We start from the raw sequence: 17,664 nt of genomic DNA, 5'->3' as shown, positions 1-17,664 counted from the left end.
GCGGCCACCGTTGACAGCGATCACGGCCGCAGGTCACTGCGCAGACCCTGCCGCTTACGGCGGCGGTGCCTCAGCTCTGCGCGGTGTCGTCGCCCGGCTGCCCGGTGCCCTCGGCCCCGCCGGTCTTCTCGCGCATCTTCCGCACCAGCTCCGCCTTCTGGTCGGCCGCACCCTTGCGGTCGAGGTTGCGGTGCGGACCGTTGTTCTGCCGTTCGGCCCGGGACAGCTTCTTGCGCTGGCCGCCGCCCTGGCCCACGGGGTTGTTGATGTTCTTGCTCACGGTCACGGGTTCTCCCAGGAATGGTGTGAAGTGATCTACGGATTCATCGGTGGGGGACGGGCGGCGACGTCGTAGGACGTCAGCAGGGGCCCATCACGCTCTCACTCGTAAATCGGCGCCCGGAAGAACATGACAAAGACGTTACCCGGTTCCGTCGGCCCCGCACACCAGCCTTCTCCCCGGTCTGGACGACGGGGACGCAAACGGCCCGCGCTACGAGCCCTCCGGTATGACCGGGGTGGCGCTGGCGCCCGGGCTGACGCACCTGACGTACGAGTCCGTCATCGGCGGCAACCGGGCCCGCCGGAGGTCATGGTGGCGCGGACGGCCCGGGGAGACGTCGTGGCGGATGTGCTACCACCAGGCGACGCCCGTCCCGGGCGGTGAGGGCTCCGAGCACTCCTGAGTCCGCGCGGCTCCGAACGAGTGGACTTGTCGGGGCGCGGCACGGATGCGACGCGGAGCCCGGGTGGGCGGATGGTGTCGTTGCCGTCCGCTCCCCTCCCCCTCCCCCGCCCGGAAGAGGCACCCCCACATGCGACGCTCCCCCACCCGACGTCTGTTCGCCGCGATGCTGCTCGCGGCCGCCGTCCTGGCCCCGATGGCCGTGGCTCCCGCCCCGGCGGTCCACGCCGCAGGCCTCGACCAGCACGATCAGCATCACCAGAACCTCAGGAACGACCGGCACGACCGGCACGGCGAGGACGACTGTCCGCCGGGCGGACTCGACCCCGCGCTGACCGCCAAGCTCGACAAGACCATCGAGGACGTCCGAAAGCAGGCCGGCATTCCCGGTGCCGTCATCGGGCTGTGGATGCCAGGGAAGGGCAGCTACGTCCACGCGAGCGGCGTCGGCAACACGGCCACCGGTGAGCCGATGTCGGCCGACACCCGTATCCGGATCGGCAGTGAGACCAAGACCTTCACCGTCACCGCGCTGCTCCAACTCGTCGACGACAAGCTCGTCAAGCTGGACGACCCGATCTCCGCCTACGTGCCCGGCGTGCGCAACGGCGACCGGATCACGCTCCGCCAGCTCGCCGGGATGCGCAGCGGCCTGTTCCCGTACACCGCCGACGCGGACTTCGTGCACGACCTGCTGAGCGATCCGTACCGCTCGTTCACCCCGCGCGGTGTGCTCGCGTACGGCATGAAGCACAAGAACACCTTCAAGCCGGGCGCGCAGTTCCAGTACTCCAACTCCAACCTCGTCCTGCTCGGCCTGGTGATCGAGAAGGTCACCGGTCAGAACCTCGACCGCGTCATCCACGAGCGGGTGCTGCGCCCGGCCAACCTGCACAACACGCTCTTTCCGACCGGGGCCGAGTTCCCTGAGCCGCACGCCCACGGCTACACCGACCAGACGCTGAGCGGCGAGACCGAGGACGCCACGGACTGGAACCCCAGCTGGGCGTGGGCCGCCGGGGCGATGATCTCCGATCTGCACGACCTGCGCCGCTGGGCCAAGGTCGTCGCCACCGGGGAGCTGCTGAGCCCCGAGACCCAGGCGCAGCGGCTCAAGACCCTGCCGACCGGGTTCCCGGGGCTCAGCTACGGCCTCGGCATCTTCGAGACCGGCGGGTGGATCGGCCACAACGGTTCCCTGCCGGGGTACGAGACCGTCACCGTCTACCTGCCCGCGCAGAAGGCCACCATGGTCATCATGATCAACACGGACTCCCTCAGCGGGACCCAGGAGCCGTCCACCCTGCTCGCCCGCGCGGTCACCCGGATCGCCACGCCTGACAACGTCTACGACGGCAGTGCCTCCCAGGGCTGACCCCCTGCATGCCACTGCCCGCACACCGCCGTACGGGCTCGGCCGGGGCTCACCCCAGCCCCTCCTCCACCAGCGCCCCCCACTGCGCCACCACCCGCGCCCGTCGGGCGGTGTCGTCGGTGAGGAGGTTGGCGAGGCCCAGGCCGCGGGCCATGTCCAGCAGCCCCTGGACCGTTTCGCGGGCACCGGGGCGCGACTCGTCCGCGCCCAGGAGTTCGACGGCGATGCGGTGGGTCTCGCGGCCCACCCGCGCCTCCAGTTCCGTGACGCGCGGGCGCAGTTGGTCCTCGTTGGAGGCGGCGACCCACAGGTGGAGGGCGGCCCGGAACAGCGGGCCCGTGTAGAGGTCGACGAGGGCCGCCACCACGTCCGCGCGGCCCTGCACGGGGAGCGCGCGCAGGGCGGCCGAGCGTTCCTCGGCCACGTACTCCACCGCCCCCGTGAACAGGTCCTCGCGGGTCGGGAAGTGGTGCTGGGCCGCACCCCGCGAGACCCCGGCGCGCTCGGCGACGGCGGAGACGGTGGAGCCCGCCCAGCCGTGTTCGGCCAGGCAGGCCACCGCCGCCTCCAGGAGCCGCTGCCGCGTCGCCCGGCTGCGGTCCTGCTTGGGCGCGTGAGCGGATTTGGGAGTGGAAGTAGCGGACGAAGAGGTCACCGCACCCATGCCGGGTCCCGTCGTTCAAGGAAGGCCGTCATCCCCTCCCTGGCCTCCTCGGAGGCGAACAGCGCGGCGGAGCGGGCGATGAGGTCTTCGGCGTACTGGTCGAATCTCTTCAGAACCGTAGCCGTGACCAGCTCCTTCGATGCGGCCAGCCCCTGTGGTGACGCCCTGCGCAGCCCGTCCAGGACCGGGGCCAGCGCCCGGTCCACGTCCTCCGGGTCCCCGGCGGCCTGCGTGATCAGGCCGATTCTCGCCGCCTCCGTCGCGCCGAACCGCTCCCCGGTGAGGTAGTAGCGGTTCGCCGCCGTACGGTCCAGGCGCGGCAGGAGCGTCAGGGAGATCACCGCCGGGGCCAGGCCCAGGCGGGACTCGGTCAGGGCGAAGGACGACGCCCGGCCCGCCACCGCGATGTCGCACGCCGCCAGCAGGCCCAGGCCGCCCGCCCGGACATGGCCCTCCACCCGGGCCACCACCGGCTTCGGCAGCTCCACGATCGCCCGCATCAGGCCCACGAACGCCTCCGGGTCCGGCGGCGCCGTCAGGTCCGCCCCGGCACAGAACGTCGTCCCGGTGTGGGTCAGGACGATCGCCCGTACGGAGTCGTCGGCGGCGCAGGCCTCCAGCGCCTCCCGCACTTCTCCCACCAGCGCCGCCGACAGCGCGTTCCGGTTCGCCGGGGAGTCCAGGCTCAGGACCGCCATGCCGCGTTCGCGGCCGGACCGGATGTACGTCACGCTTCCTCCGTCTTCTCCCGGTCGCGCAGCTCGCGCCGGAGGATCTTGCCCGAGGCGGCACGCGGCACCGCCTCGATGAACTCGGCCTGCCTCACCTTCTTGTAGGGGGCGACGCGTTCGGCGACGTACGCCATGACGTCCTTGGCCGTCAGTCCGTCCGCCCCCGCGCTCCTGACCAGGAACGCCTTCGGGACCTCGTTGCCCTCGGCGTCGTACACCCCGATCACCGCCGCGTCCGCCACCTGCTCGTGGGTGAGCAGCAGGGCCTCCAGTTCGGCGGGGGCGACCTGGTAGCCCTTGTACTTGATCAGCTCCTTCACGCGGTCGACGACGTACAGCCAGCCGTCCTCGTCGATCCGGCCGACGTCCCCCGTGTGCACCCAGCCGTCCCCGTCGATCATCGCGGCGGTGGCGTCCGGGCGGCCCAGGTAGCCCTTCATCACCTGGGGGCCGCGGATGAGGATCTCGCCGTCCGTGCCCGGCGCGGCGTCCTTCGCCGGGTCCTCCAGGGACACGATCCGCATCTGCGTACCCGGCAGCAGCTTGCCGACCGTGCCCGGCGGCGGCCGCTCGGCGGAGAGCGGCACCACGTGCGTACCGGGCGACAGCTCCGTCATCCCGTACGCCTGCCGCACCGGCGGCACTCCCAGCCGGGCCGAGCACGCCGCCGCCAGCTCTGCGTCCAGCGGGGCGGCCGCGCTGACGATGTACTGGAGCGAGGACAGGTCGTACTCACCTACCAGCGGGTGCTTCGCCAGCGCCAGCACGATCGGCGGAGCCACGTACAGGGCCGTGATCCGGTGGGTCTGGATGGTCTCCAGGAACTGCGTCAGGTCGAAACGGGGCAGGACGACGACCGTCGAGCCGCAGCGCAGCGGGGCGTTCATGAGCGCCGTCAGTCCGTAGATGTGGAAGAACGGCAGGACGGCGAGGATGCGCTCCCCCTCGGTCATGGGCATGACCGGGCGCAGCTGCTCCAGGTTCGTGCCGATCGACCGGTGCGTGAGCATCACGCCCTTGGGCGTGCCGGTCGTGCCGGAGCTGTACGGGAGTGCCGCCACGTCCTGGCCGGGGTCGATGGTGATCTGCGGCTCGGGAGCGGTGGAGGACAGCATGTCCAGGATGGAGGTGTGGCCCTCCGCCCGGTCGCAGACGTAGATCTCGCTGACGCCACCGGCCAGTTCGGCCGCCCGCCGGGCCGTCTCCAGGAGCGGGGAGACCGTCACGATCCAGCGCGCCCCGCTGTCGCCGATCTGTTTGGCGAACTCCTCGGCCGTCGCCAGCGGGTGGACCGTCGTGACGGACGCCCCGGCGCGTGTGGCGCCGTAGAAGACCGCCGGGTACGCGATGGTGTTCGGGCTGTGGAGGGCGAGCACGTCGCCCTGGTCGAGTCCCGCGTCGGCGAGCGCGGCGGCGATGCGCCGGTGGAAGCCGTCGAGCTGCGCGTACGTGAGGGAGTTGCCGTTCGTCCCGTCGATCAGGGCGACGGTGTCACCGAGCTGGGCGGCCCCGCCGAGGACCGCTTCGTGGATGGGCAGGTCGAGGGCCGGTACGTCTGCGTACTCACTGCGGAACACCATGGCGGACCCCTGTCGTCGCGGGCCCCGGCGCTCCGGGGGCTCCGGAGCGCCGGGGGCGCCGTGCGGGTGTGGAGGGACAGAATCACCCCTGCGGGGGCGGTAGGGGGAGAGGTCGGACGGGCTTCTTCACTCCGGGCCGCCCTTCGGTGCGACTCTGCTCGCACGGCTTCGCCCGGTACGGCTTCGGCGGCACGTGTCCGGTCAGTACGACTTCGGCAGGCCCAGCGACTGGTGCGAGACGTAGTTGAGGATCATCTCCCGGCTGACCGGGGCGATCCGGGCCACCCGGGACGCGGTGATCAGGGACGCGAGTCCGTACTCGCGGGTCAGGCCGTTGCCGCCGAGCGTGTGGACCGCCTGGTCGACCGCCTTCACGCACGCCTCGCCCGCCGCGTACTTCGCCATGTTCGCCGCCTCGCCCGCCCCGGCGTCGTCTCCGTCGTCGTACAGCCGGGCGGCCTTCTGCATCATCAGGCGCGACAGTTCGAGGTCGATGTGCGCGGTGGCGAGCGGGTGCGCGATGGCCTGGTGAGCGCCGATGGGGTCCTTCCAGACCTGGCGCGTACGGGCGTACTCCACGGCCCTGCCGAGCGCGAAGCGGCCCATCCCGATGGCGAAGGCGGCCGTCATGATCCGCTCGGGGTTCAGCCCGGCGAAGAGCTGGAGGAGGCCCGCGTCCTCGTCGCCGACCAGGGCGTCGGCGGGGAGCCGTACGTCGTCCAGCACGAGTTCGAACTGCTTCTCGGGGGCGTGGAGTTCCATCTCGATCCGGTTCCGTCCGAAGCCGGGGGCGTCGCGCGGGACGATGAAGAGGCAGGGCTTCAGCGTGCCCGAGCGGGCGTCTTCCGTGCGGCCCACGATCAGGGTGGCGTCGGCCATGTCGACACCGGAGACGAAGACCTTGCGACCGGTGAGCACCCAGTCCGCGCCCTCGCGGCGGGCGGTCGTGGTGATCCGGTGGGAGTTGGACCCGGCGTCCGGCTCGGTGATGCCGAAGGCCATGGTGAGGCTCCCGTCCGCGAGGCCCGGCAGCCACTTCCGCCTCTGTTCGTCCGTGCCGAATCGGGCGATGACCGTGCCGCAGATCGCGGGCGACACGATCATCATGAGGAGCGGCGAGCCTGCCGCCCCCAACTCCTCCAGGACGATGGAGAGTTCCGCCATGCCGCCGCCTCCGCCGCCGTACTCCTCGGGAAGGTTCACCCCGAGGTAGCCGAGTTTGGCGGCCTCGGCCCACAGCTCGTGGGTGTGGGAGCCCTCGCGGACGACGGTGGTCATGTAGTCGCGCCCGTACCGCTTTCCGAGGGCGGCGACGGCGGCGCGCAGCGCCTGGTGCTCTTCGGTTTCGAGGACGGTGCTCATGCGTTCTCCTCCGTTACGGGGGCGGTGCCCAGGTCCTCCTGGACCACGGCGAGCAGCGCGCCCACCTCGACCTGGTGGCCGGGGGCGGCGTGCAGGGCGGTGAGGGTGCCGGAGGCGGGGGCGAGGATGCGGTGCTCCATCTTCATCGCCTCCAGCCAGATGAGCGGCTGCCCGGCTGCCACGGCCGCCCCGGCGGCGAGGCCCTCCGCGAGGCGGACGACGGTGCCGGGCATGGGGGCGAGGAGGGAGCCGGGGTCGGTGTGCGTGGCGGGGTCGGTGAAGCGGGGCAGGGCGGTGAAGGTGTACGAGGCGTGGGCGGTGTCCACGTGGAGCCGGTCACGGTCACGGTCGGCGGTGATGGTGAAGTGCCTGCTCACGCCGTCCAGTTCGAGGGTGACCCGGCCGGGGGTCGCGGCGAGGACCCGGACGCCGGGTGCCTCGTACGGTTGCGGGGTTCCGGTGCGCGGGGTGCGGTAGGAGATCTCGTACTCGGTGCCGGCCGGCTCGCTGCGGTAGCGCTTGACCTGGGGCTGCGAGGGGACGTTGCGCCAGGCGCCGAAGCGGGCGGGGGCGGGGGACGGGGAGCTCGTGGCGCGTGCGGCCTCCGCGAGGGCGGCGGCCAGAGCGGCGACGGCGGGGTCGTCGGCCCCCGGGGCGGTCAGGTCCGCCAGGTGCCGGTCGTAGAAGCCCGTGTCGAGCCGGCCCGCCGCGAAGTCCGGGTGGCGCAAGGACCGTACGAGCAGTTCGCGGTTGGTGACCGGGCCGTGGATGCGGGCGCGCTCCAGGGCGCGGGCCAGCAGCCGGACGGCTTCGGGGCGGGTCGGGGCGTGGGCGATGACCTTGGCGAGCATCGGGTCGTAGTGCACGCCGATGGTGTCGCCGCCCACGTACCCCGTGTCCAGGCGCAGGCCGGGCGCCTCCGGCACCTCCAGCGCGAGCAGTGCCCCGGTCTGCGGCTGCCAGTCGCGCGCGGGGTCCTCGGCATAGAGCCGGGCCTCCACCGCGTGGCCGGCCGCCGGCGGGGGCCCCGGCGCGGGCAGCGGCTCCCCCTCCGCCACGCGCAGTTGGAGCGCCACCAGGTCCACGCCGAACACGGCTTCCGTCACCGGGTGTTCGACCTGGAGGCGGGTGTTCATCTCCAGGAAGTACGGCCGCCCCTCGGCGGAGACCAGGAACTCCACGGTCCCCGCGCCCCGGTAGCCCACCGCCCGCGCCGCCGCCACCGCCGCCTCGTGGAGCCGGGTGCGCAGGGCCTCGTCCAGGCCGGGCGCCGGGGCCTCCTCGATGACCTTCTGGTGGCGGCGCTGGAGCGAGCAGTCCCGGGTCCCGAGCGCCCACACGGTGTCGTACCGGTCCGCCATGACCTGGACCTCGACGTGCCGGCCGCGCTCCACGTACGGCTCCGCGAAGACCTCCCCGTCCCCGAAGGCGGAAGCGGCCTCGGCGGCTGCCGCCCTCAACTCAGCCGGAAGCGATCGGAGTCCGCGCACGATCCGCATTCCGCGGCCGCCCCCGCCGGAGGCCGCCTTCAGCAGCAGCGGCAGGTCGCCCTCGCCCGCCGTCGCCGGGTCCACGGGGGCCAGCAGCGGTACCCCCGCCCCGGCCATCAGCTCCTTCGCGCGGGTCTTGGACGCCATCAGCTCGATGGCCTTCACCGGCGGGCCGACCCACACCAGGCCCGCGTCCTGTACGGCGGCGGCGAAGGCGGCGTTCTCGGAGAGGAAGCCGTAGCCGGGGTGCACGGCGTCCGCCCCGGCGGCCAGCGCGGCGGCCACGACGAGGTCGCCGCGCAGATAGGTGTCGGCGGGGGCCGAGCCCGGCAGGCGTACGGCGAGGTCGGCCTCCCGTACGTGGAGGGCGTCGGCGTCCGCGTCGGAGTACACGGCGACGGTGGCGATGCCCACCTCCCGGCAGGTGCGGAAGATCCGGCAGGCGATCTCGCCCCGGTTGGCGACGAGCAGCGTGTCGATCACGTCTCTCCTCATGCGCGGGTCACATCCGGAAGACGCCGAAGCCGCCGCGGGCGCCCTCGACCGGTGCGGTGTGGATCACGGACAGGCACATCCCGAGGACGGTCCGGGTGTCGCGCGGGTCGATGACCCCGTCGTCGTACAGCCGCCCGGACAGGAACATCGGCAGCGACTCCGCCTCGATCTGCTGCTCCACCATCGCGCGCAGCCCCGCGTCCGCCTCGTCGTCGTACGGCTGCCCCTTCGCGGCGGCCGACGCGCGGGCGACGATGGAGAGCACACCCGCGAGCTGCTGCGGGCCCATGACGGCGGACTTGCTGCTCGGCCAGGCGAAGAGGAAGCGCGGGTCGTAGGCGCGGCCGCACATGCCGTAGTGCCCGGCCCCGTACGAGGCGCCCATCAGGACCGACAGATGCGGGACCCTGGAGTTGGCGACCGCGTTGATCATCATCGCGCCGTGCTTGATGATGCCGCCCTGCTCGTACTCCTTGCCGACCATGTAGCCGGTGGTGTTGTGGAGGAAGAGCAGCGGAATGTCGCGCTGGTTGGCGAGCTGGATGAACTGGGCGGCCTTCTGGGACTCCTCGCTGAACAGCACGCCCTGCGCGTTGGCGAGAATCCCGACGGGATACCCGTGCAGCCGCGCCCACCCCGTGACCAGGCTCGTCCCGTACAGCGGCTTGAACGCGTCGAAGTCCGAGCCGTCGACCAGCCGGGCGATGACCTCGCGCGGGTCGAAGGGCGCCTTCAGGTCGCCCGGCACCATGCCGAGCAGCTCGTCCTCGTCGTACTTCGGCGGCTCGGCGGGCCCCGGATCGGGGTGCGCCTTGCGCCAGTTCAGCCGGGCGACGATACGCCGGGCCTGCCGGAGCGCGTCGTGCTCGTCGACGGCGAAGTGGTCGGCGAGACCCGACGTACGGGCGTGCATCTCGGCCCCGCCGAGGGACTCGTCGTCGCTCTCCTCGCCGGTGGCCATCTTCACCAGCGGCGGCCCGCCGAGGAAGACCTTGGACTGCTCCTTGATCATCACGGTGTGGTCGGACATCCCGGGGACGTACGCGCCTCCGGCGGTGGAGTTGCCGAACACGACGGCCACGGTGGGGATTCCGGCGGCCGAGAGCCTGGTGATGTCCCGGAACAGGGCACCGCCCGGTATGAAGATCTCCTTCTGGGACGGCAGGTCGGCGCCGCCCGACTCCACCAGGCTGATGCAGGGCAGCCGGTTGGCGAAGGCGATCTCGTTGGCGCGCAGGGCCTTCTTCAGCGTCCAGGGGTTCGATGCCCCGCCGCGTACGGTCGGGTCGTTGGCGGTGATCAGGCACTCGACGCCCTCCACCACCCCGATCCCGGTGACGAGCGAGGCGCCCACTGTGTACTCGGGGGAGGCACTGCCCCAGGCGGCCAGCGGCGACAGCTCCAGGAACGGGGTGTCGGGGTCGACCAGCAGCTCGATCCGCTCCCGCGCGGGGAGCTTGCCGCGCCCCCGGTGCCGGGTCACGTACTTCTCACCGCCGCCCGCGAGCGCCTTGGCGTGCTCGGCCTCCAGTGCGGCGAGCTTCTCCGTCATGGCGGCCCGATTGGCCGCGTATTCAGGGCTGTCAGTGTCGAGTCCGGTGGGCAGGACGGTCATGCGGTCACCTCCGGGGCGCGGGCGTCTTCGAGCAGTGCCACGGGGATGGGCAGCCACCGCGACCGCAGCCACTCCCCGACCGCCTTGGCCTGCGGGTCGAACCGCGCCTGCGCGGCGACGCCCTCCCCCAGGAGGCCGTGGACGACGAAGTTCAGGGCGCGCAGGTTGGGCAGGACATGGCGTACGACGGTGAGTTCGGCGGTCTCCGGCAGCAGCTCCCGCAACCGCTGGACGGTCAGCTCGTGCGCCAGCCACCGCCAGGCGTCGTCGTCACGCACCCACACGCCCACGTTGGCGTCACCGCCCTTGTCGCCGCTGCGAGCGCCCACGATGAGGCCGAGGGGGGCGCGTCGGGTCGGTCCGGCGGGATACGGGTCGGGGAGCGGCGACGCGTCGGCCTCGGCCAACCCCCTCGTCCGGAAGGGTGGTTCGACGATCTTCCGTGTCCCGTCGGGCAGCACCGCCGTGTGCTCGACCTCCCCCGCCGGTACGTGGATGGCCTCGAACACGCCGTAGGGGGCGCCCTTTCCGGGCGGGGCGGTGACGTGGAAGCCCGGGTAGCTGCCGAGGGCGAGTTCGACGGCGGCCCCGGAGACGGCCCGGCCGACCGCGTCGGCGTCCTGGTCGCGGACGACGAGCCGGAGGAGGGCGCTGGCCCGCTCCTCGGTGTCGGCGTCGGGGTGATCCGTACGGGCCAGCTCCCAGCGGACCTCGGCGGGCGGGCGGGCCTCGCTCCGCGCCAGGGCGTCGGCGAACTGGGCCTGGACCAGGCGGGCCTTGGCCTCGATGTCGAGTCCGGTGACGACGAGGACGACCTCGTTGCGCCAGCCGCCGAGCCGGGTGAGCCCGGCCTTGAGGGTGGGCGGCGGGGCCTCGCCGCGCACGCCGTGGATGCGGACCCGGTCCGGGCCGTCCTGGGTCAGCGCCACGGTGTCGAGGCGGGCGGTGACGTCGGGGCCCGCGTACCGGGCTCCCGCGGTCTCGTAAAGGAGTTGGGCGGTGACGGTACCGAGGTCGACGACCCCGCCCGTACCGTCGTGTTTGGTGATGACGGAGGACCCGTCGGCGTGGATCTCGGCGAGCGGGAAGCCGGGGCGGTGCAGGCGGCGCGCGTCGTGCTCGCCGAAGAAGGCGTAGTTCCCGCCGGTCGCCTGCGTGCCGCACTCCAGGACGTGCCCGGCGACCACGGCCCCCGCGAGGGCGTCCAGGTCGTCCGGGCCCCAGCCGAAGTGGGCGGCGGCGGGCCCGGTGACCAGGGCCGCGTCGGTGACCCGGCCGGTGACGACGACATCGGCCCCGGCACGCAGACAGGCGGCGATGCCGGCGCCGCCGAGGTAGGCGTTGGCGGTGAGGAACCCGTCCGGGACGGGCAGGCTGTCGCCCTCGACGTGGGCGACACGGGCGGGGACGCCGACCTTGGCGGCCAGCTTCCTGACGGCGTCGGCGAGTCCGGCCGGGTTGAGGCCGCCCGCGTTGGCGACGATCCTCACCCCGCGCTCGTGGGCGAGGCCGAGCCCCTCCTCCAACTGGCGCAGGAAGGTGGTGGCGTACCCCTTCTCGGGGTCCTTGAGGCGGCTGCGGCCGAGGATGAGCATCGTCAGCTCGGCGAGGTAGTCGCCGGTGAGGACGTCGAGGGGCCCGCCGGTGAGCATCTCGCGCAGGGCGTCGAAGCGGTCGCCGTAGAAGCCGGAGGCGTTGCCGATGCGGAGGGGGGCGGGGGCGCTCACCGGTGGTCGTCCTGTTCGGCGCGGGGCGGGCGGCCCGGCCCCGGAGGTCCGGCGAACGCCTGGGCGATGGAGAGCCACTGGCCGGCCTCGCGCCCCTCGGCGGTGACGGCGAGGTCGGCGCGGTGGGCGCGCCGGGTGACCAGGAGGCAGAAGTCGAGGAGCGGCCCGGTGACCCGCTGGGCGGCGCCCTCGGGCCCGTACGCGATCACCTCACCGCCGGGGGAGCGGAGTTCGACGCGGAACTCCTCGTCGGGCGGGGTGATGCCGCGCACCGCGTAGGCGTAGTTCCGGGCCCGTACGCCGATCCGCGCCACGTGCCGCAGCCGGGCGGTGGGGGCGCGGGTGACGCCGAGGGCGTCGGCGATGTCCTGGCCGTGGGCCCAGGTCTCCATGAGCCGGGCGGTCGCCAGGGACGCGACGCTCATCGGCGGGCCGTACCAGGGGATGCGGGTCCCCGCCGGGGCGTCCCGCATGGCCTTGTCGAGCCGCTGCCGCCCGTCCCGCCACCGTGCGAGCAGAGCGTGCGGGGCGTGGTCGGCGACCAGGGCCTCGGCAGCCTCGTCGACGAAGGTCTCGGGGGCGGCGAGCGCCCTGGCCACCTCGTCGCCGAACCGGTCCGGCTCGGTGGCCGCCAGCAGCGCGACGGCGTCGGTCCAGGCGAGGTGGGCGATCTGGTGGGCGACGGTCCACCCCGCGGCGGGCGTCGGCCCGCGCCAGGCCTCATCCCCCAAATTCCCTGCCAGCGCGTCGAGTTCGTCGCCCTCCTCGCGCAGATCGTCGATCACGGCTACGACAGCGGACACGTGCGCTCCCCTCGGGACCGGGTGTGGTGCCCAGGAGCATGGCAGCGCCCCAGGAAACAATCAAGCACGCTTGCATGATTTTCGGCCCCGGGCGCCTCGCCACTGTGCGCCCGAGCTCTCCGGCTCCATCAGCGGCCTCCAGGCACCCTGCACCCGGTGACCGACACAGCCTGAGCATTCCGATGCGGCCCCGGACCATGGAGCACGAGCGGCTGGCCGTCTCACCGTTGGTCGTCACCGAGCTGGACCACCTGGTCCATCGCGACCTGGGGTTCCCGGCCGCGATGCAGGTGATGGAGGCTCTGAACTCCCGCATGGAAGACGGGCAGTACCGCCTCGCCGAGCTCAGGCTCGCGGATCTGCGTACCGCCCATGAGGTCTGCCAGAAGTACGAAGGCCTGCGACTGGACCTGGCCGACGCGGTCGGGGTGGCCCTCGCCGACCGCTACCGGACCAACCGCGTCTTCACCCTGGACCAGCGCGCCTTCCGGGCCATGTCACCCCTGACGCCCGGGCTGGACACCTTTCGCATCCTGCCCGCCGACAGCTGAGGCGGACACCGCCCCCCGGCTCATGCCTTCTTCCGCGCCCCCGCCTGACTGCGTACCGCGCCCATGCTCGCCCCGATGACCAGGGCGATGGCGAGGGCGTCCGTGGTGGACAGGGCCTGGTTCAGGATGAGGAAGCCCGCGGTCGCCGCGATCGCCGGTTCCAGGCTCATCATCACGGCGAACGTGGAGGCGGGCAGGCGGCGCAGGGCCATGAGCTCCAGGGTGTACGGGAGGACCGAGCTCAGGATCGCCACCGCCGCGCCGAGCGCCATGACGGAGGGGACCGCCAGTTTCGCCCCCGACTCCAGGATGCCCAGGGGCAGCGAGAGGAGTGCGGCGACGACCATCGCCAGGGCCAGTCCGTCCGCCTGGGGGAAGCGGCGGCCGGTGCGGGCGCTGAAGACGATGTACGCCGCCCACATCGCCCCGGCCCCCAGCGCGTACGCCGCACCCACCGGGTCCAGGCGGTCGAAGCCGCCGCCCCCGAGAAGAACCACGCCGACGAGGGCGAGCCCGGCCCACACGACGTTGATCAGGCGGCGCGAGGCGAAGACGGAGAGCGCCAGCGGGCCGAGCACCTCCAGGGTGACGGCGATGCCCAGCGGGATACGGTCCAGCGCCTGGTAGAACAGCGTGTTCATGCCGCCCATCGCGACGCCGAAGGCGACCACCGTCCCCCAGTCGGCGCGCGAGTGGCCCCGCAGCTTCGGGCGGCAGACCACCAGCAGGATCAGCGCGGCTGCCGCCAGCCGCAGTGTGACGACGCCCAGCGCCCCCGCCTTCGGCATCAGCAGCGCGGCGATCGCCGAGCCGAACTGGACGGACAGACCGCCCGCGATCACCAGCACCACCGGGACCAGCGCCGCCCTGCGTTCGGTACCGGCCGGCCCGGCACCCGCGTTCCCCCGGACGTCACTCCCCCGGCCACCCGGGCCCGGGCCGGCGCCTTCCAGTGCCGTCACCGCTTCCGGTACGGCGACGGCCGCGGCGGCCGGTTCTGCGGCGGCGGCGCTGCGCTGGTCGTTCACGGGGACCTTCCGGAGGAGGAGGGCGAACACGGGGAAGGAAAGCGAGGTCAGTGCACTGCAATGCACCGGACAGTACGGCATCTCGCACTCGCCCGCCAAGGCCTTTCCCCCACCGTAAGGACCCCCGCGCGTTCCGTGAAATGCCGATCACGCTCCCGTTATGCTCCCCACGCATGAACCCGGGACCTTCCACCGGCCGCCCTGTCGAACTCCGGCATCTGCGCGCCTTCCTCGCCGTCGCCGACGAGCTCAACGTCACCCGCGCCGCCGCCCGCCTCCGCCTGACCCAGCCCGCCGTCTCCCGCACCCTCGCCGCACTGGAGAACCACCTGGGCGTCCGGCTCGTCGACCGCTCCACGCACCACCTCGCCCTCACCCCCGAGGGCGTCGCCTTCCGTGACAAGGCCGCCGCCGCGGTCGCCGCCTTCGACGAGGCGCTCGACTCCGGGCGGCTGCACCAGTGGCCCCTGCGGCTCGGGCACGCCTGGTCCGCGTTCGGGCCGTACACCACCCCGCTGCTGCGGGCCTGGCAGGAGCGGCACCCCCGGACCCCGCTGGAACTCCTCCGGATCGACGACCGCACCGCCGGGCTCACCCGGGGCGAGGTCGACGCCGCCCTGCTGCGGGGGCCCGTGGACGCGCCGGGGCTCGTCGCCGAGGTGCTGTTCACGGAGATGCGGGTGGCAGCGGTCACCGCGGACGGGCCGCTGGCCGGACGCACCTCGCTCGCCCTCGCCGATCTCGCGGACGGCGCCGTCGTCCTCAACACCGTCTCCGGCACCACCACGATCGACCTGTGGCCTCCCCGCACCCGGCCCGCCGCCACCCTCACCGTCGGCAACACCGACGACTGGCTCACCGCCATCGCCGCCGGACGCGGCAACGGGGTGTCCACCGCCTCGACCGCCGAGATGCACCCGCACACGGGGGTCGTCTACGTCCCGCTCGACGACGCCCCCGGCGTCCCGGTCCTCCTCGCCCGCCGCGACGCACCCGGCCACCCGGCCCTGCCCCATCTGGCGGCCCTGGCCCGCGAGATCATCGCGCGCGGCCCGTGAGGTGGAGCAGGGCCGCGGCCTCGATGCGCTGAGGAGCCGGGCCGGGCCTGTCCGTCCGGGCAGGCCCGGCCCGCTACCTGAGCTCCGGCAGCGTCAGCCGGACCGGGCCGCAGCCGATGCGCTCCGCCTCCGCCGCCACATAGCGGGGCAGCAGGGCGCGGACGAGGTTCGTACGCCTGTCCTCACCGTCGCCGACGGACTTCAGCCGCTCCACCAGGAAGACCACGTCACCGGTCTGGCAGTGGGCCACGTACACCCCCCTGGTGACGTCCAGCGAACCGAACCCGCCGGGGCCCCGGCCCTTCGCCTCGCGCAGGCGGGTACCGCCGTGGAGCGCCTCCAGGGCGAACACATGGGCCAGCTGCGGGTCCACGACGGTCGTCAGATGCAGTTCGCCCGGCGGGTAGGAGGAGCCCACTTCGCAGGAGCGAGCCGCGCCGCCCTCCTGCCCCACGCGGGTCCGAGGCAGCGACTCCCGGTAACCGGCGGGCAGCCGAAGCCCCTTGATGCCGCAGAGCGCGTCCGGGGTGGTGTCGTCCCAGGCGACGTACGAACCGGTGGGCTCCGCAGAACCGTACGTACCGGAGCAGCCCAGTTCACGCAGGACGCCGTTGGCCACCGCCACCGCCGCCGCGGACAGGGCCCGGCGCTCCTTCAGGTCGTACTCCGGCAAGCCGCGGCCGCCCGTTTCGCCCATCGCGAGGTCGACGACGGTCGGCGTGGCCAGCTCGTCCGGAGGCCCGACGCAGCTCTGCGGCAGCGCCAGCCAGGCCCGGGACGCGGACACCATACCGGGCAGCCCGTTCCCCATCGGCGCCATGTCGGCCTGGAGGAACTCGCTCGTCCAGGACCGCGCCTCCCTCTGGTGGGTTCCGTCCAGTTCACGGACACGCACGGTCAGTTGGCTCACCACGGAGACCTTCTCGCCGTGGCTCGTGATGCGGCACTGCCCGTACGAGGCGACACGGGTGCGCGGGTCCCTCTGTAGTCGCTGGGTCTCGGCCGAGACCTCCAGGTCGCCGAACACGCGCGTGGTCAGGTCGTCGTCGAACGCGCCCCAGCAGGGGGCGGGGGAGAGCAGCGGCAGCGTGTCCGTCCGCCAGGCGACCGCCCCCGCGCCGAACAGCGCACCGACGAGCCCGGCAGCGGTGACGGCGAGGACCGTCCCGCTACGGAGGAGCCGCCGCAGCAACGGGGGCCGCCCGGCCGGGGCACCGTCGGGGGTGTCACCGTCAGCCGGAGCGCCGTCGGCCGGAACACCCTCAGGCGTGACACCGTCACCCGGAGCAACACCCGACGTGGCACCGTCAGCCGTGGCCGGAAGTGCGTCCGTGCCCGTGCCCGCGCCCCTCGTCCCGTCCGTCATCGTGCCGCCCCCTGGCTCTGGCTCTGGCTCTGGCTCTGGCTCCCGCCGCGGTTCCGCGTCGTGGGTGCGCAGCCGATGCGCCGGCCCGCCGACTCGGCGAACCGGGCCACCACCCTCCGGTCGGCCTTCTCCGAGCTGGACACCCCCGCCTCGATCCGCCCGTAGAACACAGCGTCCCGGTCGTCGCAGGAGGCACGCAGGAGACCGTGCTCCTCGCCCTCGGGGAGACCGGCGAACACCGCCGCCGTCCGGGGCGTGGCGGCCATCACGAACTGGGCCGCCGGTTCGGCCGGCCCGCCCCTCTGGGTCCACACGACCGAGCAGGTCTGGAGCCGGTCGTCGACCACGCCCACCTGCTGCTCGTACCGGGAGGTCCTTCCCAGGTCGAGCCTCACCCCGGGGATTCGGCAGACCGGATTCCTGGCACTGCCCGGACGCTCGGCGACCCGGGTCATCGGCGACGTCATCCGCAGCGGGTCCTCCGGCGCGCACCCCGCCTTCCGCATCCCCGCCTCGGCGGCGCCCAGCAGCATGCGGCCCACGTCGGGCAGGGTGCCGATGGTCAGCGGGATCTGCCGCTTGCCCAGGTGGCCGTCGCCCCAGCTCTCGGCCCACAGGGTCACCGCGGACGGCCTGCCCTTCACATCGCACGCCTCGGGCAGCACGAGCATCGCCCGGTCCCCGGAGACGAGGCCGTCGAGGTCGTCGGGGAGCGCGGAGGCGGTGCCGCTGAAGTACCGATCGATCCAGGCGTACCGCTCGTCCGGGGCCTCGGGCACCGGACCGTAGCTCAGCGTCACCCGGTCCTCGAAGCGGATCGGCTCGGTGGAGTCGTCGTCGGGTACGGACGAGGTCACCGTGAGGGTGCAGGTCGCCGTCCGCCCGTCGCCGCCCGGCGTACCGGACTCGACGGCCACACGCTCGGAGCCGGACTTGCCCAGGGCCTCGTCGCCGAGGAACCGGGCCCCGCTGTCCTGCTGCCAGGCGTCCCAGCAGTAGCGGTCCCGGAAGAGCCCGCTGTCCTTCGCCCAGAGCCCCCCACCGGACACGAGCACCGCTGCCGCCAGCGCGGAGGCGAGGACCGCACGCCTCCGCCACCACCTGCCACCGCTCTTCACGACGTTCCCCCCTGCA

15 protein-coding genes and 1 pseudogene are annotated in these 17,664 nt (G+C 73.1%); 4 read left to right on the top strand and 12 right to left on the bottom strand.

What is annotated here, in order from left to right; all coding sequences use genetic code 11:
- Positions 1-70 precede the first annotated feature (70 nt).
- Positions 71-286, bottom strand: a complete 216-nt coding sequence (locus tag ACZ5WC_RS04585) for a DUF6243 family protein (protein ID WP_468539472.1) — start codon at positions 284-286, stop codon at positions 71-73.
- A gap of 223 nt (positions 287-509) precedes the next feature.
- Here ACZ5WC_RS04585 and ACZ5WC_RS04580 point away from each other — a divergent pair, with 223 nt between their 5' ends.
- Entirely contained in the window at positions 510-686 is a 177-nt protein-coding gene (locus ACZ5WC_RS04580) for a hypothetical protein (protein ID WP_468539471.1), read from the top strand.
- A gap of 129 nt (positions 687-815) precedes the next feature.
- Positions 816-2,060 (top strand): serine hydrolase domain-containing protein, encoded by a 1,245-nt coding sequence (locus ACZ5WC_RS04575; protein WP_468539470.1) that lies wholly within the window; start codon positions 816-818, stop codon positions 2,058-2,060.
- A gap of 49 nt (positions 2,061-2,109) precedes the next feature.
- On the opposite strand, the gene ACZ5WC_RS04570 is transcribed toward ACZ5WC_RS04575, so the two are convergent.
- From ACZ5WC_RS04570 to ACZ5WC_RS04535, 8 genes are all read right to left on the bottom strand, one after another.
- The gene (locus ACZ5WC_RS04570) at positions 2,110-2,724 is read right to left on the bottom strand and encodes a TetR/AcrR family transcriptional regulator (RefSeq protein WP_468539469.1); all 615 of its coding nucleotides are present in this window, start codon (positions 2,722-2,724) and stop codon (positions 2,110-2,112) included.
- Entirely contained in the window at positions 2,712-3,422 is a 711-nt protein-coding gene (locus tag ACZ5WC_RS04565; protein ID WP_468539942.1) for an enoyl-CoA hydratase family protein, read from the bottom strand. Before ACZ5WC_RS04565 ends, ACZ5WC_RS04570 begins: the two co-directional genes overlap by 13 nt.
- A gap of 29 nt (positions 3,423-3,451) precedes the next feature.
- On the bottom strand, positions 3,452-5,035 hold the full coding sequence (locus tag ACZ5WC_RS04560) for a 4-coumarate--CoA ligase family protein (RefSeq protein WP_468539468.1): 1,584 nt from the start codon (positions 5,033-5,035) through the stop codon (positions 3,452-3,454).
- A gap of 201 nt (positions 5,036-5,236) precedes the next feature.
- Positions 5,237-6,397: an acyl-CoA dehydrogenase family protein gene (locus ACZ5WC_RS04555; protein ID WP_468539467.1), complete on the bottom strand. Its 1,161-nt coding sequence runs from the start codon at positions 6,395-6,397 to the stop codon at positions 5,237-5,239.
- Positions 6,394-8,382: an acetyl/propionyl/methylcrotonyl-CoA carboxylase subunit alpha gene (locus tag ACZ5WC_RS04550; RefSeq protein ID WP_468539466.1), complete on the bottom strand. Its 1,989-nt coding sequence runs from the start codon at positions 8,380-8,382 to the stop codon at positions 6,394-6,396. The genes ACZ5WC_RS04555 and ACZ5WC_RS04550 overlap by 4 nt, the downstream gene beginning before the upstream one ends.
- A 7-nt stretch (positions 8,383-8,389) precedes the next feature.
- A complete protein-coding gene (locus ACZ5WC_RS04545; RefSeq protein ID WP_468539465.1) occupies positions 8,390-9,997 on the bottom strand; it encodes an acyl-CoA carboxylase subunit beta in 1,608 nt (535 codons plus the stop codon).
- Positions 9,994-11,724: an acyclic terpene utilization AtuA family protein gene (locus ACZ5WC_RS04540; RefSeq protein ID WP_468539464.1), complete on the bottom strand. Its 1,731-nt coding sequence runs from the start codon at positions 11,722-11,724 to the stop codon at positions 9,994-9,996. The genes ACZ5WC_RS04545 and ACZ5WC_RS04540 overlap by 4 nt, the downstream gene beginning before the upstream one ends.
- Entirely contained in the window at positions 11,721-12,527 is an 807-nt protein-coding gene (locus ACZ5WC_RS04535) for a TIGR03084 family metal-binding protein (RefSeq protein WP_468539463.1), read from the bottom strand. The genes ACZ5WC_RS04540 and ACZ5WC_RS04535 overlap by 4 nt, the downstream gene beginning before the upstream one ends.
- Positions 12,528-12,693: 166 nt before the next feature.
- On the opposite strand from ACZ5WC_RS04535, the pseudogene ACZ5WC_RS04530 reads away from it, so the two are divergent.
- Positions 12,694-13,078: pseudogene (locus ACZ5WC_RS04530) on the top strand (PIN domain-containing protein); the annotation flags it as partial.
- Between the two features lie 20 nt (positions 13,079-13,098).
- Here ACZ5WC_RS04530 and ACZ5WC_RS04525 read toward each other — a convergent pair.
- On the bottom strand, positions 13,099-14,106 hold the full coding sequence (locus tag ACZ5WC_RS04525; RefSeq protein WP_468539462.1) for an EamA family transporter: 1,008 nt from the start codon (positions 14,104-14,106) through the stop codon (positions 13,099-13,101).
- Positions 14,107-14,279: 173 nt separating this feature from the next.
- On the opposite strand from ACZ5WC_RS04525, the gene ACZ5WC_RS04520 reads away from it, so the two are divergent.
- Complete coding sequence (locus ACZ5WC_RS04520) at positions 14,280-15,164, top strand: LysR family transcriptional regulator (protein ID WP_468539461.1); 885 nt, start codon at positions 14,280-14,282, stop codon at positions 15,162-15,164.
- A gap of 73 nt (positions 15,165-15,237) precedes the next feature.
- Here the strand turns inward: ACZ5WC_RS04520 and ACZ5WC_RS04515 are convergent, their stop codons facing one another.
- Together ACZ5WC_RS04515 and ACZ5WC_RS04510 are read right to left on the bottom strand one after the other, a co-directional pair.
- On the bottom strand, positions 15,238-16,530 hold the full coding sequence (locus ACZ5WC_RS04515) for a hypothetical protein (RefSeq protein WP_468539460.1): 1,293 nt from the start codon (positions 16,528-16,530) through the stop codon (positions 15,238-15,240).
- Positions 16,527-17,648: a hypothetical protein gene (locus ACZ5WC_RS04510; protein ID WP_468539459.1), complete on the bottom strand. Its 1,122-nt coding sequence runs from the start codon at positions 17,646-17,648 to the stop codon at positions 16,527-16,529. The genes ACZ5WC_RS04515 and ACZ5WC_RS04510 overlap by 4 nt, the downstream gene beginning before the upstream one ends.
- Positions 17,649-17,664: the final 16 nt, after the last annotated feature.

This window comes from Streptomyces sp. NPDC033165, assembly GCF_055577965.1.
Note: the sequence above shows the minus strand (reverse complement) of the source record. Positions and strands in the feature narration are given on the sequence as shown.

Excerpts from the sequence above, each read along its gene's own strand:
- ACZ5WC_RS04580 (WP_468539471.1), top strand. The coding sequence starts at position 510 with ATGACCGGGGTGGCGCTGGCGCCCGGGCTGACGCACCTGACGTACGAG.
- ACZ5WC_RS04575 (WP_468539470.1), top strand. The coding sequence starts at position 816 with ATGCGACGCTCCCCCACCCGACGTCTGTTCGCCGCGATGCTGCTCGCG.
- ACZ5WC_RS04570 (WP_468539469.1), bottom strand. The coding sequence starts at position 2,724 with ATGGGTGCGGTGACCTCTTCGTCCGCTACTTCCACTCCCAAATCCGCT.
- ACZ5WC_RS04565 (WP_468539942.1), bottom strand. The coding sequence starts at position 3,422 with ATGGCGGTCCTGAGCCTGGACTCCCCGGCGAACCGGAACGCGCTGTCG.
- ACZ5WC_RS04560 (WP_468539468.1), bottom strand. The coding sequence starts at position 5,035 with ATGGTGTTCCGCAGTGAGTACGCAGACGTACCGGCCCTCGACCTGCCC.
- ACZ5WC_RS04555 (WP_468539467.1), bottom strand. The coding sequence starts at position 6,397 with ATGAGCACCGTCCTCGAAACCGAAGAGCACCAGGCGCTGCGCGCCGCC.
- ACZ5WC_RS04550 (WP_468539466.1), bottom strand. The coding sequence starts at position 8,382 with ATGAGGAGAGACGTGATCGACACGCTGCTCGTCGCCAACCGGGGCGAG.
- ACZ5WC_RS04545 (WP_468539465.1), bottom strand. The coding sequence starts at position 9,997 with ATGACCGTCCTGCCCACCGGACTCGACACTGACAGCCCTGAATACGCG.
- ACZ5WC_RS04520 (WP_468539461.1), top strand. The coding sequence starts at position 14,280 with ATGAACCCGGGACCTTCCACCGGCCGCCCTGTCGAACTCCGGCATCTG.
- ACZ5WC_RS04515 (WP_468539460.1), bottom strand. The coding sequence starts at position 16,530 with ATGACGGACGGGACGAGGGGCGCGGGCACGGGCACGGACGCACTTCCG.